Genomic DNA, 16,188 nt, shown 5'->3' on the forward strand with positions numbered 1-16,188 from the left:
CGAATGACACAACATATATTCCAATGCATAGATGGGCATACCTGCGGCAATCCGGTGCGGGTCGTCACTTCAGGCGGGCCGAACCTTAAGGGCGAGACCATGCTCGCCCGCCGCGCGCATTTTATGCGGGATTTCGACTGGATCCGCACAGGCCTGATGTATGAACCGCGCGGTCATGACCAGATGTCGGGAACGATCCTTTATCCCTCCACTCGCGATGACTGCGACATTGCCGTCCTTTTTATTGAAACCTCGGGCTGTCTGCCCATGTGCGGCCATGGCACCATCGGCACCGTCACCATCGCGATAGAGGAGGGGTTGGTCATCCCGAGAACGCCTGGAAGACTTACCCTTGATACCCCGGCGGGGAAAGTCGTCGCGGAATATCGTATGGAAGGAAAATATTTAGAGGAAGTGCGGATTATCAATGTGCCGTCTTTTCTCTATGCGCAAGGATTGAGCGCAACCTGCCCCATGCTAGGGGAGCTGGTTGTCGAAGTGGCCTATGGCGGTAATTTCTATGCGATCGTTGAACCGCAGGCGAATTTCACAGATATGGCCGATTATTCCGTGGCGGACCTGATCCGATGGAGTCCGGGCTTGCGCGCGGCGCTTAATGAAAAGTATGATTTTGTACACCCCGAGCAACCGGACATAAAAGGTCTCACCCATATTATGTGGACGGGCAGGCCGACGGTAGCGGGTGCAACGGCAAGGAATGCGGTCTTCTATGGCGACAAGGCGATTGATCGCTCCCCTTGCGGTACAGGCACCTCGGCCCGTATGGCGCAATGGCGCGCGCGCGGGGACCTGGCAATTGGTGACGACTTTGTTCACGAGAGCATTATCGGTTCCCTCTTTAATGGTCGTGTGGAGGGGGAAGTTAGAGTCGCAAACATCGATGCGATTATCCCGTCCATCGGGGGCTGGGCGCGCGTGACAGGATACAATAGGATCATCATTGATGAGCGGGATCCGTTTGCCCACGGGTTTGTCGTGAGATAAGGAGAAAAGCATGAAAATAACCGCGATCAAAGCCTGGCAGGTGGATCTGCCCTTGAAAGAGGGGCGCTATAGCTGGTCCAATGGCAATTTCGTTGAGGTGTTTGATAGCACCGTCGTTGCCATCGAAACGGATGAGGGCATAACCGGTTATGCCGAATGCTGCCCATTAGGGTCGACCTATCTGCCATCCTACGCGAAGGGAGTGCGCGCTGGTCTCGCAGAAATAGGGCCACATCTGATCGGACAGAACCCGCTTGCCCTCCATGAAATCAACCGGGTTATGGACAGCAGCCTGAGGGGGCATCCTTACGCGAAGGCACCAATTGATATCGCCTGCTGGGATATTCTCGGAAAGGCAGCAGGACAGCCTGTCTATATGCTCCTCGGCGGGGCGATGCAGGAGGATGTGGCACTTTACCGGGCCATCTCGCAGGAAAGCCCGGAGCAAATGGCCGCGAAGATAGAGGGCTACAGCGCAGAAGGATACACGAAGTTCCAGCTTAAAGTCGGGGGTGACGCGAATGAGGATATCGATCGTATCCATGCCACACGCGCTATCCTGAAGAAAAGTGATATACTGGTGGCAGACGCCAATACTGGCTGGACCCGTCACGAGGCGGCGCGTGTTGTCAGTGCGGTCGCTGATCTGGATGTTTATATCGAACAGCCCTGCATGACCTATGAGGAGTCAGTCTCGATCCGTCGGCGCACGGCGCTTCCCTTCGTGCTGGATGAGGTAATTGACGGTCCCGGTGTTCTGGTGCGGGGGATTGCTGAAGATGCCATGGATGTCATCAATCTCAAGATTTCAAAAGTAGGTGGCCTGACGCGGGCACGGCTGATGCGTGATCTTTGTATCGCCTCCGGCATCCCCATGACGATTGAGGATACATGGGGCGGCGACATTACGACTGCGGCTATTGCTCATCTTGCACGGTCAACGCCTGAGGAGTTCTGCTTCTCGGCCACAGATTTCAATTCCTATGGCACAGTGACAATTGCCGAAGGATCGCCTCAAAGAGTTAATGGCCGGATGACAGCGTCTGATGTGCCTGGTCTTAGCATAACGCCGGATTTTGACGTACTTGGAGAGCCAGTCCTAACCATATCCTGATGAGTTCGCTTGCGCTGTTCTACGTTAAGCGCGTAAAACTGATTTCAAAGGAACCTTGCAAGGCCACAGACCGATAGAAAGAAGAGAAGAAATGTCAAAAATTTCCGCAAACGGTATCGAAATTGAATATGAAACACGGGGTGATGCCTCGGGCGACCCGATTGTCCTTGTTGGTGGAGTTGGAGTGCAGCTCACCTCCTGGAATGAAACTTTTATCGAGGCGCTGGTTGAAGCAGGATTTCATGTCATTTCCTATGATAACCGCGATGCCGGACTGTCCACTAAATTTGATGACTGGGGACCAGCGGATATTCCTGCGGCCTTTGCTCAGGCGCGGGCAAAGGAAAAAGTTTCAGCTCCCTATACGTTGGAGGATATGGCCGATGATGCCGCTGAACTGATCGCGGCGATTGGGGTTGGAAAGGCACATATCCTTGGAAGTTCAAACGGCGGCGCTATCGCGCAAACTTTGGCCTATCGACGGCCTGAATGTGTGAAATCTCTGATCTCGGTCATGGCGACGTCCGGCCGGCGTGGATTGCCCCGCCCAACTGAGGTGGCCGCGAAATGGCTCAGTCAGCCGCGTAACCCCGCCGGTACACGGGAAGGCGCGGTGGAGGATGCGATCGCGACGGCAAAGATCATCGGAAGCCCGGCCTTCCCTGTGGATGAAAAGATTTTGGCAGAACGCGCCGTCGCCCTTTTTGAGCGGTCCTACTACCCTGAAGGGAACGGGCGCCATCTTCTGGCGAGCCTGGCCTCGGGTGATAGCAGAGTGGCGCATTTATCCGAAATAACCGCGCCAGTACTTGTTATTCACGGACGGGAAGACCCGCTCGTTCCGCTTGGCTGCGCGGAAGATGTGAAAAACACAATCCCCGGCACCGAGATGATTGTGATAGATGGAATGGCGCATGACATTCCGGACGAGGCCGTCACGGCCATGGTTGAGGCAATCTTAAAGAACGCAAAAAGAGCAGCCTAATAGATCTAGTCCGGCGAATAACTCGCAATTATTCGCCGGGTCGACAGTTGATGTGACAAGCTGGATCTATTGACGTAAACTTCCTGAAAACAGAGACATGAATGGGGAGGATATTATGTCAACTGTGCAGGATACTCAGGCTGTAGACAGTGCGCGGGATCAGTTTCAGTCGGTTATAGCACCGGTCAAGGATCGGTCTTATGTGGCAGGGGAAAGAACAAGCGCGCTTCGGCGGCAGACTATTCCCCAGATGTTGAAAGAAACAGTTGCGAAATATGGCACGCGTGCGGCGCTCATCTTTCCGCAGCAGAATCTTACTCTTACATATGCTGAATTTGACCGGAAAGTGGATGCACTGGCGGCCGGACTTCTCGCGCTTGGACTGGAAACTGGCGATCGTATCGGGATATGGTCGCCCAATAATCTCGAATGGATCCTGACTCAATATGCGACGGCGCGGATCGGGCTGATCCTTGTGAATATTAATCCGGCCTATCGCCTATCAGAGCTGGAATACGCACTCAATAAATCGGGCTGCAAGGCGTTAATTGCGGCGGATAAGTTCAAGACGTCAGATTATCTCAAGATGATCCGGACGCTGGCGCCGGAGCTTGAAAACTCCGAGCCCGGGCAACTAAATGCCGCGAAGCTGCCGGCACTCAAGATTGTTATCGGCATACACGATAACCCCGGCGCGGGAATGTATGCGTTTTCCGATATCGCAGGGCTGGCAAGTGATAAGGAGCGGGCCGAACTCGATACGATTACGGATAGCCTGGCGTCCGATGATCCGATCAATATCCAGTTTACCTCTGGAACAACTGGCGCGCCCAAGGGAGCGACATTGACTCACTATAATATCGTCAATAACGCAGCCCATGTCGTCGGGCGCATGAACTTTACCGAGGAGGACCGGCTCTGTATCCCAGTACCGCTTTATCATTGTTTCGGGATGGTGATGGGTTCCTTGGGCTGTGTCAGTACAGGCGCGGCAATGGTCTTTCCCGGCGAAGCATTTGATCCGGTGGAAACTCTGCAAGCCGCGGCAACTGCGCGTTGCACGGCGCTTTACGGGGTTCCGACAATGTTTGTCGCCATGGTTGATCATCCACTTGTTGCGGAACTCGATCTTTCCAGCCTGCGTACTGGCGTGATGGCAGGCGCACCTTGTCCGATTGAAGTGATGAAAAAGGTGATTGATCATATGCATATGTCGGAAGTCACTATTTGCTATGGCATGACGGAGACTTCTCCCGTTTCCTTCCAAAGCGGTGTTGACGATCCGCTCGAGAAACGGGTCTCTACAGTTGGCCGTATTCATCCGCATGTGGAGGTTCGAATCGTCGATGAAAACGGCGCAGATGTTCCAGTTGGTGCGCAAGGCGAACTCTGGACGCGTGGCTATTCCGTGATGCGCGGCTATTGGGATGACGAGGAAAAAACAGGGGAGGCGATCGTTGATGGCGGGTGGATGCGTACGGGTGATCTTGCCGTCCTTGATGCGGAGGGATATTGCGAGATCGTAGGCCGCCTGAAAGACATGATCATTCGCGGCGGCGAAAATATCTATCCGCGGGAGATAGAAGAGTTCCTCTTCACTCATTCGGATATTCAGGAAGTGCAGGTCTTCGGTGTGCCGAATGAGAAATTCGGCGAAGAGGTTTGCTCCTGGATTGTTGTGCGCGAGGGCTCAACTCTAGATGAAGAGGGGGTTAAGGCCTACTGCAAGGATCAAATTGCCCATTACAAGGTGCCGCGCCATGTGCGGTTCGTTCCTGAGCTTCCGATGACTGTCACCGGTAAGCCGCAGAAATTCATTATGCGTGATGAAATGATTGAGATCCTTAATATAGAAAATTAACCGGTTAAATTAATTTAATTAGAATTAGTGCATTAGATTATATAATCATGTTAATATATTGATATTAAATAATTAATACTATTCATATGAATTTATTTCTGACATCTTTTTTTCAAAAATACATACAGCTCTACCCCATACTCCGTTCTCAATTTGGTCGAGTGCGAGGAGTGACGGAAGAAGTTGGGCGGCATAGTCCTCGCTGCTTTCCATGGGGAGCATGGAAGGGAGATTATCGATTGCCATTACATCGAGGGGGGGAGTTCCGTCGCTTATCCGAATAACTGGATCATCAAAGGATGTGGCATGATCATAGATTGGGATTGGATTATAGGGACTGCTGGGATCGCAGGAGACATCGGCAATCACCGAAAGATGGCGCGGCGCAGTCAGAGCAGATTTGGACACGAAAACGGGAACGCCTTCCTGCGCTAGAATACAGTTTACAAATATATCATGTTCTAGAATTTCGGGGTAAGGTCCACCATGGGCAGTTTCCGCGATATCCCATTTTGTTACCTTTAGACCAAGCGCTTCGAAGCAGTCGCTTGCGCCTTTGCCAACCCGGCCAAGGGCACCGATAACGATCGCATTGGGTTTTTTACCGCCAGCATCAAGCGCGTGCGTAAGGCTTTCCCTCAATTCACTGATCAGTGCGTCGCGTCCGGCGTAGACATCTATTTTACTGGGGCCGGGGCCCTTGCCGATTTGCTCTGCTGTCCAGACCAACAGCGCAATGGCCGCGCCTGCAAATCCAGCCCAATAGCCGAAGGCGGCGACGCGGCGGCCCGCCTCATCGGTCAGGTACTCCAGATCATAGAGTTTGCCTCCTCCCTCCTTGAACCGTCGGAGAAGGGCGGGCCCATCGGTCTGCCCCTTAAAGGCATGGCCGAACATGATATGCCGATGGGGAAGTGGCGTCGTTGCCGTGGGTAGTTCCTTGAGGCCAAATATGATTGCATCGGCGGGCGCGTCGGCCCAGCTTCCTTCTGCGGCAATCTCACAGCCGGTGGCACGATAGGCGGAGATGGGGATGGCGCGACTACTGCTTTCCTCTACCGTTACCCGAAATTCGGCGGACAATAAGGAGCGGACGCCGTCTGGCGTAATACCGACCCGTTGTTCATTTTCGCGCTGCTCTGCACGAACCCAAAGATGCGTCATATTTTTCTCTTTTTCTCAAATATCAAAAGAAACCCCTTGGGCAAGAGGGAGTTCTTTGGAATAGTTGATCGTGTTGGTTGCACGCCGCATATAACTTTTCCAGGCATCCGATCCACTTTCGCGGCCGCCGCCGGTTTCCTTCTCCCCGCCAAAGGCGCCACCAATTTCCGCGCCCGAAGTCGCGATATTTACGTTGGCAATGCCGCAATCGGACCCCGCCGCGCTCAGGAACAGTTCTGCTTCCTGAATATCAAGCGTGAAGATGCAGGAGGAAAGACCCGCCCCCACCGCGTTATGCGTGGCAATGGCGTCTTCAAGATCATCATATTTCATCACATAGAGGATCGGCGCGAAGGTCTCCTCAAGCACGACGCCTTCATGCGCGGGCATTTCAACCAACGCCGGGCGGGCATAATAGGCATTTGCATGGCCATCCTCGATCCGTTCGCCTCCTGTTACCTTTCCACCAGCGTTCTTCGCGGCGGTAAGGGCTTTCTGCATCTGGTCAAATGCTTGCTTGTCAATAAGCGGCCCGACGAGTGCATCAGTCGTCAGAGGATTCCCGACTGAAACGGTCTGATAAGCTTTCTTGAGGCCCGGCACCAGTTTGTCATAAACAGAGGAATGCACGAACAGGCGCCGCAACGTGGTGCAGCGTTGTCCTGCTGTTCCCATGGCACCAAAGGCAACAGCCCGCAGTGTCATATCGATATCCGCGCTTGGTGCGACGATACCGGCGTTATTCCCGCCTAATTCCAGAATGACGCGGCCAAACCGTTCTGCCACCTTGGGGCCAACAATCCGGCCCATCCGTGTCGAGCCCGTGGCGGAGATTAGCGCAATATCGGGGCTTTCCACTAATGCTGAGCCAATATCGCCTGTTCCGTTGACAACGGCAAGAAGCCCCTCGGGTGCATCACCAAAACGTTCCAGGGCGCGGGCCATGATTTCCTTGCAGGCAAGCGCAGTCAGTGGTGCTTTTTCGGAAGGCTTCCAAATAACCGGGTTCCCGCAGACAAGGGCGAGGGTCGTATTCCATGACCAGACCGCAACGGGGAAGTTAAAAGCGGAAATAACGCCTACCGGGCCGAGCGGATGCCATTGTTCCATCATCCGGTGACCCGGGCGTTCCGTGGCGATGGTCAGGCCGTAAAGCTGACGGGAGAGGCCAACGGCAAAATCGCAAATATCGATCATTTCCTGAACTTCGCCATCCCCTTCAGAGGGGATTTTTCCAGCTTCTAGGGAAACCAGCCGACCGAGGTCATGCTTCGACGCGCGCAATTCCTCTCCAAGCAGCCGGACGAGTTCGCCGCGGCGGGGAGCGGGCACTGTACGCCAGATCGAAAAGGCGGCCTTCGCCTGCTTGATTGCCGCAGCAACGTCAGCCGGATTGTTGGCCGGGACCGCCGCTATCTCTTCCCCTGTCAAAGGACTCGTAACAATAAGGCCGCCGCCTGTATAGGCTGTCTTGGCAACCCCGAGCCGCGTGAGAATTTGGGTGGTTTCTTCAGCCATATGCATCGCATCTATTCCTTCTTTTGCAATCAGCCAGCTTCTGGCGATCATTACATCGCTCTGTTGGAATTACTTCTATCGCTTATTGGCATGAGTTTAAAGGGCAAGAAAACTGCCGCGGAAGATTTTCGAAATGACACTTGGTCTAGAAGGGGACAGATAGACTAACCGCGCCGAACTCGTCACTGCTCGCCTGGCCCTTGTATTCGCGAGACCGGAAGACATGGGTGAAAGCGAGGCGTGCGGATTTTACCGTGAATGCCACGCCGACTTGTGCATCGGCGACGAAGGGTTCTTTATCTACGCTGCGGCTGTCGGCCCATGTGTTGCCATCAAGGAAGATATTGCGTGCAACTGCCCGCGCGTCCAGTCCGGCAAAAAAGTACAAACCGATATCGTCCTGTTGTTCGAAAAAGCCGGAGCCGGGAAGGCCTGGCTGGATACGAGGAGGGCCATAATCGTTGGGCAGATTCCAGCCAAATCGCAGTGTCGCGCCAGCATTGGCGTAGGTGTATATATTGCCAAGCGCGCCGCCGATATGCGGTGTTGCGTCAATTGAAAATCCTTTGATTTCCGTCGAGCCGAGAGCGCGCCAACTCCGTTGATAGGTTAGGACCAGCCCAGGCTCATTCTTGAGTTGGGTGTCCCAACCCTGTGGTTCTGGAGAATTGACGATTTTATGAACAAATTTCTGTGATTGTTCTGCAAAAGATGCAGGCCCGACCATGCCAAGTTGCAATTGCAATTGATCAAGCTGCTTTTCTCCTGTTTCGACAACGATTCCGACGGCACCGTAAAGCCAGCCCGCATAGGGCCTCTCGTCCAGCGGCGGGTTCGTATCGGAGATATCATTGGGCGTATACATATTTTGCCCAATGGCATAGGTCGATCGAACTTTGCCGTTGTCCGGGAAAAAAGGGAGAAGCCGCGCCGCCTTCAAAGCCCATTGAGGTGCATAGTCTGGCTCTGACATCCACGCAAGTTGCACGCCATTTGTATAGTCCCTGTCGATTCCGAAGAACAAATCATTTTCAAGCACGAACGTAAATGTACCGGATTCTTCTTCATCGGCCTCGGCAGCCTCGTTGGCAAGCACTTGCGTGGCTGGCAATAACAGCAGAACAAGGGCGACTATGACGGTTCGGAGCGATTTCATCCGCTGCTCTTATCCAAAGATAATGGTGAGAATTTGTCCACTTAGATGCGATTATTTAGCGAAGCGCCAATGCTTTGTCACGTGCAGAGATCGCGTCTGGCTATTTTGGTCGTTCTGTTACCTTTTATTGCTCTATACTGTTGTAAAAATAACAGGGTGACACAAATCGCCTAAAATTAATCAAAACAAGAAAATGAAGGGACAGGGAATGGCTCAACTCACAATCGACCGGCAGGATAATATCGGGATCATCCGTTTCAGCAATCCGCCGCTGGGATTTATGGATGGCGAGACGGAAAGTGAGCTTGATGCCGCGCTGACGGAAGTTGAGGTGGATCCCGAAATACGGGTCGTGATTATTACCGGTGCGGATAATGATGTTTTTATTCGCCATTATGACGTCGGAGTGCTGTATGAGAGGAGTAAGGCAATGGCAGAGCGCGGCCTTAAGTTCGATCCAACCCGACCAGTGCCGGAATCCCTGATTCATAAATGCTATCGGCGTATAGAAGCCATGGGCAAGCCTTTTATCGCAGTAATCAACGGCAGCGCAATGGGCGGTGGCTTCGAACTTGCGCTTGCCTGTGATATTCGGATTGTGAAAGACGGTCCCTATGATTTGGGGTTGCCCGAGGTTAACCTTGGCATATTACCGGGCGCGGGCGGCACGCAAAGGCTAACTGGACTTGTCGGCAAGGCAAAGGCGCTGGACTTAATGCTACTTGGGCGGACAATGACCCCGCGAGAGGCCACGGACCTGGGTCTTGCAAGTTACTGTGTGAAAGAAAATGTTCTTGAGAAAGCGCTTGAGGTTGCAGCGCTTCTGGCGTCCCGCTCGCCGCGTGCTGTCAGCCATATCAAGGACTTGATCCAAGGTGTGAATAATCGTTCCGCTGAAGACGGCTTCGCGAGAGAACGGACGCTTTTCTGCGATTTGATGGTTGATGAACGAGGGCTGGAGGAAATGCGTAAGATGGCGGCGGGGGAGCGCGATATACGCGATCCGGCACTTGCGCAGCTTAAAAGAAATTGAGACAAGCGCACGCAATAAGATAAGCTGCGCCGAGAAATATAAAAACTAAGACAACGTCAGTATGGGAGGTGACGATGGATTTGGGTCAGTTCAACCGCGATTATGTTTCTGCGGTTAAGGATTATCGCATTGATATTCCAAATGATTTTAATTTTGCTTATGACGTTATCGACAAGCGGGGAGAGGGTAAGGACGGTGTTGCCGTTATCGCGGTATCCCGTGATGGCGAGACGATAAAGGAAATCACCTATTCAGATTATGCGGAGCAGTCAGCGCGCCTTGCGAATGCATTTCTGTCTCTTGGCATTACGAAAGGCGATTTTGGCTGTATGGTCATTGGCCGAATTCCGGAATGGTATACGGTTTTGTTCGCCTGCATGAAGGTCGGGGCTATCTCGATGCCGGGGACCAACCTTTTGACCGCCAAGGATATCGCCTATCGGGTGCAGCGATCCAAGGCGCGCTTTGTGGTTGTCACGCCGGAGCATTGTGAGAAGGTGGAGGCGGTACGGGATGAATGCCCGACCCTGGAGCATTTTATCGTTGTGGGCGGCACGCACCCGGGCTGGCTGTCGTTCGATGAGCTTGTTGCGAATGCGTCGCCAATGCTGGATCGTAAGGACGCGCCATCAACGGTGGCCTCCGATATGATGATGGCCTATTTCACCTCTGGCACGACGTCCATGCCGAAAATGGTTCCGCGGGATTTTGGCTATGCGCTGGCCCATGTAGCGACGGCGCTCTTCTGGATGGATTTGAAAGAAGGTGATGTACACTGGACTCTAACAGATACAGGCTGGGCGAAGGCGGCTTGGGGGTTGCTGTTTCCGCCGTTGCTGGCCGGTGCTAAAGTGGTCCTCTATGATGGGGAAGGGGCGTTTGATGTTGATTTTCATCTGAAAATGATTGAACGGTTGGGGGTTTCTACCTTCTGCGCCCCGCCAACTGTTTATCGTCTGTTCGCCCAACATGATCTAAGCGGATATAACCTGGACACGATGCGCCGTTCCTTGGGTGCCGGGGAGCCACTTAACCCGGAAGTCATCCGCTATTGGCAGGAACATACCGGCAATGTTATCGCCGATGGCTATGGTCAGACGGAAACCATCAATATCGTTGGAAACTTTCCGGGAATGGAGCCGCGATTTGGCTCCATGGGCAAGCCGGTTCCGGGGTTTGACATCGACATCATCGATGACGACGGCAATCGCCAGCCGGATGGGGAGGTGGGCCATATTGCGATCCGAACAGACGATGGAGGCTGGCCACCTGGCCTGTTCGATGGTTATTACACCGGCGGCGAACCGGATACCGGGTCATTCCGTCATGGATGGTACTTTACCGGGGATACGGCAAGACGTGACGCCGATGGTTATATCTGGTTTGAGGGGCGGGCAGATGACTTGATCAGTTCCGGTGCCTACCGGATTAGCCCGTTCGAGGTGGAAAGCGCACTGCTGGAGCATCCGGAAGTGGTTGAGAGTGCAGTAATTGGCATTCCCGATGAGATGCGGGGACAACTGGTCAAAGCCTATATCATTCTAAAGAACCCGGAAAAAGCAGGTCCGGACCTTATGACCGATATACAGGATTTCTGCAAAAATCTGACGGCACCCTATAAATATCCCCGGCAGGTTGAGTTCGTGGAAAGTCTGCCGAAGACGATCTCTGGCAAGATCCGCCGGGTGGAGCTACGCGAAGGAGGCTAGGGCATTGGGATGGCGCAGGTTATTCCCGCGCCATCTCCGCTTTGCCAACACCTTCGCCGTCGAGGGTTTGCGTATCCATATGGACTGTGACCTTGCGTAAGAAACCGTCAAATTCAAACGGCGACGCGTAATCACCGACCGGATTTCCGCGATCCCGCCCGATATCGAGGCCGGACCAAGAAATGAGCATAAAGAATCCGAGGTGACTTTCGACTGATCCGGCGTCTTCCCCGTCAATAGTGAGTGTATAACGGCTCCGTCCCATACCTTTGCCCATGCGCGGCTTTTCTTCTTTAGTCAGGCGTTCAACCCGGAGACCGAGCAGGCGGCGACCGGGCGCAACTTTCTTGCCGGATGTGACAACCACATGTTCCCCGCCAATATTAAGATCATGCACCAGATAACCGTCTTTCATGAACAAGCTGTAGCCTGACGTTGTATCGCCATGGGCGATCAAGACACCGTTGCTTGCCTCGTTCAGAATATCTGCGTCCGCCTCAATCCGGTAATCGCGGCTGCGGAGGTCCGGCGCAACATCTGAGGGAATATGACCAACACCACGATGGAAAATCGCAATATTTCGGTCGCCCTGCAACCGTTCAGCATTTTCTGCAAAACGAGGTGCGAAGCGGTCATCCAGCGGGAGGACCTGATTGTTTTTTGCCTCTTCCCACCAGCTTTCGATCATTTTTTCCAGCCGTTCCGGGTGCTCGTCGGCGAGGTTCCGGCTTTCGGAGAAATCTTCGTCGAGGTTATAGAGCTCCCAGGTATCATTCTCAAACGGTGTTCCCATGGGATGAAAGGCCACCGCTTTCCAGCCATCCTGCCAGATTCCGCGATGTCCGAACATTTCGAAATACTGCGGTTTGTCGCGGGAGGGTGCCTCCGGCTTGAACAAACTGTCCTTGAAGCTCTGTCCTTCAATTGGTTGTTGCTTTACGCCGTTGATGGTGTCTGGCGCTTCGATATCCAGAATATCGAGGAGGGTCGGCACCACGTCGGAGCAATGGGCAAACTGATGCCGCAACTCTCCGCGCGCGGGAAGACCTTTCGGCCAACTGATAATCAATGGATCGCGGATGCCGCCGCCATGGGTGTTTTGTTTATAGCGTTTCAGCGGAGAATTCGCAGCCATAGCCCAGCCATGTGGAAAGTTTGTATGGGTGTCGGGCCCGCCGATATCTTCAATCCGAGCGAGTTTCTCTTCCATTGGCTCTGGGCGCAGGTTAAACGGTCCCATCGCATTGACCAGCCCATTGCGCCCGCCTTCCTGACTCGCGCCGTTATCAGAGAGAATAAGGATCAGAGTGTTGTCCATCTGGCCGGTTTCTTCCAGAAATTCAACAATCCGCGCAATATGCTGGTCCGTGTGATCGAGCATACCGGCGTAGGCCGACTGCAGCCGCGTATAGAGACGCCGTTCGTCCTCGGTATGTTCATCCCACGCCTTGACGCCGTCATTGCGGGGCGGCATTTCGGTGTTTTCAGGGACGATCCCGAGTTCTTTCTGGCGGGCGAGGCGTTGTTCACGCTCTTTATCCCAGCCGCCCTCAAACATCGGGTCATAGCTTTTAATAATATCCTTCGGCGCCTGATGGGGGGCATGACAGGCGCCGAAGGCGCACCAGAGAAGCCAGGGCGTCTTTTCCGCGCCCGCCTGATGATCGGCGAGCATACGGATAGACTGATCCACAAGATCCTCGGTAAGGTGATATCCACTGGCATATGTGCCCGGTATATCAATATGGGTGTTATCCCGCACCAGTTCCGGGGCGTATTGATCGGTCTCAGCATCCAGAAACCCGTAGAAGCGATCAAACCCGCGGCTCAGGGGCCAGCCATCGAAGGGGCCGGTCGGTCCACTTTCGTTGAGCGGGTTTACATGCCATTTTCCGATCATATAGTTGCGATAGCCGTTCGGGCGCAGCATCTCGGCGAGAGTTCCGGCGGTTTTTGCGATTTTGCCACGATAGCCGGGATATCCGCTGTCGAAATTGGCAAGGCAGCCGACACCGACAGAATGATGATTCCGTCCGGTCAGGAGTGCCGCGCGAGTGGTTGAGCACATAGCTGTCGTATGAAATCCGGTATATCGGACGCCTTTTTCGGCGAGTTTGTCGATAGTCGGGGTTTTGATAGGCGAGCCGTAACAGCCAAAATCGGAAAAACCCACATCATCAAAGAGAACCACAAGAATGTTCGGTGCGCCATCCGGTGCTTTTGCGGGTTCCGGCCAAAAAGGCTTATACTCTTCCATTGAACTACTCCCTCTCGCTTTGCGCGTTCTTTATTATAGTTTTTCCGTACGGATAGACGTTAAATCCGCACTGTGCCTGTCTTCCCAATCTGATCAAGGGTTTTACGGGCGATATTGAGCTGATGGATCTGGCTGGTTCCTTCATACAGCCGGAACAGCCGAACATCGCGGTAGAACCGCTCAATACTGCTGTAATCCGCGACATAGCCGGACCCGCCAAATATCTGGACGGCCCGGTCCGCGATCCGACCGCACATCTCCGTCGCAAAATATTTACACATGGAGGCTTCCAGAGTGATATCGATCCCTTCGTCACGTTTGCGCGCGGTATCAAGGATTAAAGTTCGCGCGGCCGCAACATCCACATGGCTGTCAGCAATCATTGCCTGGACGAGCTGAAAATCGCCAATAGGATGTCCAAACTGTTTTCTTTCCAAGGAATATTTTGCCGCATCATCCAGCATTCGCATCGCCGGTCCGGTGCTAAGGGCGGAAAGATGAATACGCTGTTTGTTGAGTGCCTTCATCGCGGTCTTGAAGCCAACACCTTCTTCTTCGCCCAAAAGTCGATCAGGTGTGATCTCACAATTCTCGAAATGAACTTCTGAAACGGGGGAGCCGGACTGCCCCATCATTTTATAGGCCGGGCCAACGGTTAGGCCGGGCGTGTCCTTATCCACCAGAAAGGCACTGATGCCGCGATGGCTGTCATCGTCAGGATCCGTCCGTGCGAAAACCGTGAATAGATCTGAAATCGGCGCATTGGTGATGAACGCTTTTGAACCGTTCATGACATAGTGGTTACCTTTTTTGATGGCCGTTGTGGTCAGTGCCGTGGCCTGAGAGCCGGCCTCCCTTTCGGTGAGCGCAAAACAGCCAACAATTTCACCGGCGGCCAGTTTAGGAAGGTATTTCCGCTTTTGCTCTTCCGTCCCATCGACGATGAGGGACTCGCTACCGATCCCGGTATTTGAGCCAACGCGGGCGCGATAGGCAACTGAGCAGTAGGAAAGCTCAAATGCCATCAGCACCAATTCTTCCGTGGTCAGGCCAAGCCCGCCATATTCTTCTGGGATTGCCCAGGCGAAATAGCCGCGTGATTGCATGTCATCAACGAGATCCTGAGGCACCTCGTTGAGTTCCGCCACCCTGTCTTCGTTTGGAATGGCGACTTTTTCCACCCATTCCCGGACATCAAGGCGTTGTTTTTCTAGTTGTTCTTTATCGCGGATCATGTGTTTGTCTCTTTTGAATATAATGGCAGTCGGGGGCTGATCAGTTGGCCAATAGGTCTCTCATATTGGAGAGTGCCGCATTGCTTTCGGAAACGAGCCGCTGCACAATTTCTTCAACGGACATGAGTTCATTGAACCAGGCAATGCTCTGGCCCGTTGCCTCATAGATCAGCGGTTCAATCTCATGCTCGTCTATGCCGGCAATGATGTCCGCCGTGAGCACCTGTTGAAAGGGCATTTTGAGGGGCTTGGGTGCACCCGGTTGATCCCATTCCTCGGACCAGGCGGACTTTATAAGACGGCAGGACTTTCCGCTATGGCTGAGGGAGATGGTGGTGTCCAGACTGTTCGCTTTGAGCAGCTTGTTCAAAAGCGCGTCGCAAAGCGCATGTTCCTTTGAGGCGAGCCACGCAGTACCGAGCCATACTCCTTGCGCGCCGAGGCCGAATGAAGCCGCGATATGCCGTCCATGACCCACGCCGCCGGCTGCCAGAACAGGGATATCCCCAGCGACGTCAACAACCTGCGGGACGAGGGAGAAAGTTCCGATTGGGCCTGTATGACCGCCTGCGTCGTAGCCTTGCGCAACAATGACGTCTACGTCTGCTGCCTTCGCCTTTTCTGCATGGCGCGGCGCTCCGACGAGGGAGAAAGTGATCTTTCCGTAGCTCTTTGCTTTTTTGATCATTTCTGGAGGCATGCCAACGGCGGAGGCAAAACTGTGTGCATCGGATTCAAGGGTTGCTGCCAACTGTTCCTCAAACAATTGTTGCGATCGGATTTGTGAGGAAAAGAAGGTTGGTTTCGTAGCGGGCGGAACCTTGTATTTTCCCGTTAGATCCTGAATAAATTTTTTATGTTCCTCGGGCAGGTTGGTCTTAGTTCCGTCTCGGTCGGTATCGTCGCCGACAGTCGATGGCAACATCAGGTCAATACCGAAGGGCAGATCGCCAAGTTCTTCTTTCATTATTCTGGCAATGTCTGCAATTTCGTCCGGCATGCTTCGCGCGGCACCGAAAACGGGATATCCACCCGCTTTCCCCAGAGCCACCATGACGTCAATATTGTGGGCGAGACCGAAGATCGGATAACGAATTCCCATTTTCTCGCATAACGGTGACGTCAAGGCCATGATCTTTTCCTTCTTTTTA

12 protein-coding genes are annotated in these 16,188 nt (G+C 53.6%); 6 read left to right on the forward strand and 6 right to left on the reverse strand.

Going from position 1 to position 16,188, the window contains the following annotated elements; genetic code table 11:
- The first annotated feature begins 3 nt into the window (after positions 1-3).
- The 4 genes from LKE13_RS10720 to LKE13_RS10735 all read left to right on the forward strand — a co-directional run bounded on the left by LKE13_RS10720 (position 4) and on the right by LKE13_RS10735 (position 4,965).
- A complete protein-coding gene (locus tag LKE13_RS10720) occupies positions 4-1,005 on the forward strand; it encodes a 4-hydroxyproline epimerase (protein WP_227951140.1) in 1,002 nt (333 codons plus the stop codon).
- A gap of 10 nt (positions 1,006-1,015) precedes the next feature.
- A complete protein-coding gene (locus LKE13_RS10725) occupies positions 1,016-2,119 on the forward strand; it encodes a cis-3-hydroxy-L-proline dehydratase (RefSeq protein WP_227951142.1) in 1,104 nt (367 codons plus the stop codon).
- A gap of 91 nt (positions 2,120-2,210) precedes the next feature.
- Positions 2,211-3,104 (forward strand): alpha/beta fold hydrolase, encoded by an 894-nt coding sequence (locus LKE13_RS10730; RefSeq protein WP_227951145.1) that lies wholly within the window; start codon positions 2,211-2,213, stop codon positions 3,102-3,104.
- Between the two features lie 115 nt (positions 3,105-3,219).
- Complete coding sequence (locus LKE13_RS10735) at positions 3,220-4,965, forward strand: AMP-binding protein (protein WP_227951147.1); 1,746 nt, start codon at positions 3,220-3,222, stop codon at positions 4,963-4,965.
- Between the two features lie 78 nt (positions 4,966-5,043).
- Here LKE13_RS10735 and LKE13_RS10740 read toward each other — a convergent pair whose 3' ends face one another.
- The 3 genes from LKE13_RS10740 to LKE13_RS10750 form a co-directional block, all read right to left on the reverse strand.
- Positions 5,044-6,129 (reverse strand): saccharopine dehydrogenase, encoded by a 1,086-nt coding sequence (locus tag LKE13_RS10740; protein ID WP_227951149.1) that lies wholly within the window; start codon positions 6,127-6,129, stop codon positions 5,044-5,046.
- Positions 6,130-6,144: 15 nt separating this feature from the next.
- Complete coding sequence (locus tag LKE13_RS10745; RefSeq protein WP_415776527.1) at positions 6,145-7,653, reverse strand: aldehyde dehydrogenase family protein; 1,509 nt, start codon at positions 7,651-7,653, stop codon at positions 6,145-6,147.
- A 139-nt stretch (positions 7,654-7,792) separates the two neighbouring features.
- Positions 7,793-8,803: a lipid A deacylase LpxR family protein gene (locus LKE13_RS10750; RefSeq protein ID WP_227951153.1), complete on the reverse strand. Its 1,011-nt coding sequence runs from the start codon at positions 8,801-8,803 to the stop codon at positions 7,793-7,795.
- A gap of 208 nt (positions 8,804-9,011) precedes the next feature.
- Between LKE13_RS10750 and LKE13_RS10755 the strand changes: the two genes are divergently transcribed.
- Positions 9,012-9,836, forward strand: a complete 825-nt coding sequence (locus LKE13_RS10755; protein WP_227951156.1) for an enoyl-CoA hydratase/isomerase family protein — start codon at positions 9,012-9,014, stop codon at positions 9,834-9,836.
- 74 nt (positions 9,837-9,910) lie between these two features.
- Positions 9,911-11,545 carry an acyl-CoA synthetase gene (locus LKE13_RS10760; protein ID WP_227951158.1) on the forward strand — a complete coding sequence of 545 codons (1,635 nt, stop codon included), beginning with the start codon at positions 9,911-9,913 and terminating at the stop codon, positions 11,543-11,545.
- Positions 11,546-11,564: 19 nt separating this feature from the next.
- On the opposite strand, the gene LKE13_RS10765 is transcribed toward LKE13_RS10760, so the two are convergent.
- Genes LKE13_RS10765 through LKE13_RS10775 form a run of 3 tightly spaced genes read right to left on the reverse strand, consistent with a single transcriptional unit; the run spans position 11,565 to position 16,169 of the window.
- The gene (locus LKE13_RS10765; RefSeq protein WP_227951160.1) at positions 11,565-13,802 is read right to left on the reverse strand and encodes an arylsulfatase; all 2,238 of its coding nucleotides are present in this window, start codon (positions 13,800-13,802) and stop codon (positions 11,565-11,567) included.
- Positions 13,803-13,861: 59 nt separating this feature from the next.
- The gene (locus tag LKE13_RS10770; protein ID WP_227951162.1) at positions 13,862-15,037 is read right to left on the reverse strand and encodes an acyl-CoA dehydrogenase family protein; all 1,176 of its coding nucleotides are present in this window, start codon (positions 15,035-15,037) and stop codon (positions 13,862-13,864) included.
- 40 nt (positions 15,038-15,077) lie between these two features.
- Positions 15,078-16,169 (reverse strand): NAD(P)H-dependent flavin oxidoreductase, encoded by a 1,092-nt coding sequence (locus tag LKE13_RS10775; RefSeq protein WP_227951164.1) that lies wholly within the window; start codon positions 16,167-16,169, stop codon positions 15,078-15,080.
- Positions 16,170-16,188: the final 19 nt, after the last annotated feature.

It is taken from the genome of Sneathiella sp. HT1-7 (genome assembly GCF_020731145.1).
Classification (GTDB): domain Bacteria; phylum Pseudomonadota; class Alphaproteobacteria; order Sneathiellales; family Sneathiellaceae; genus Sneathiella.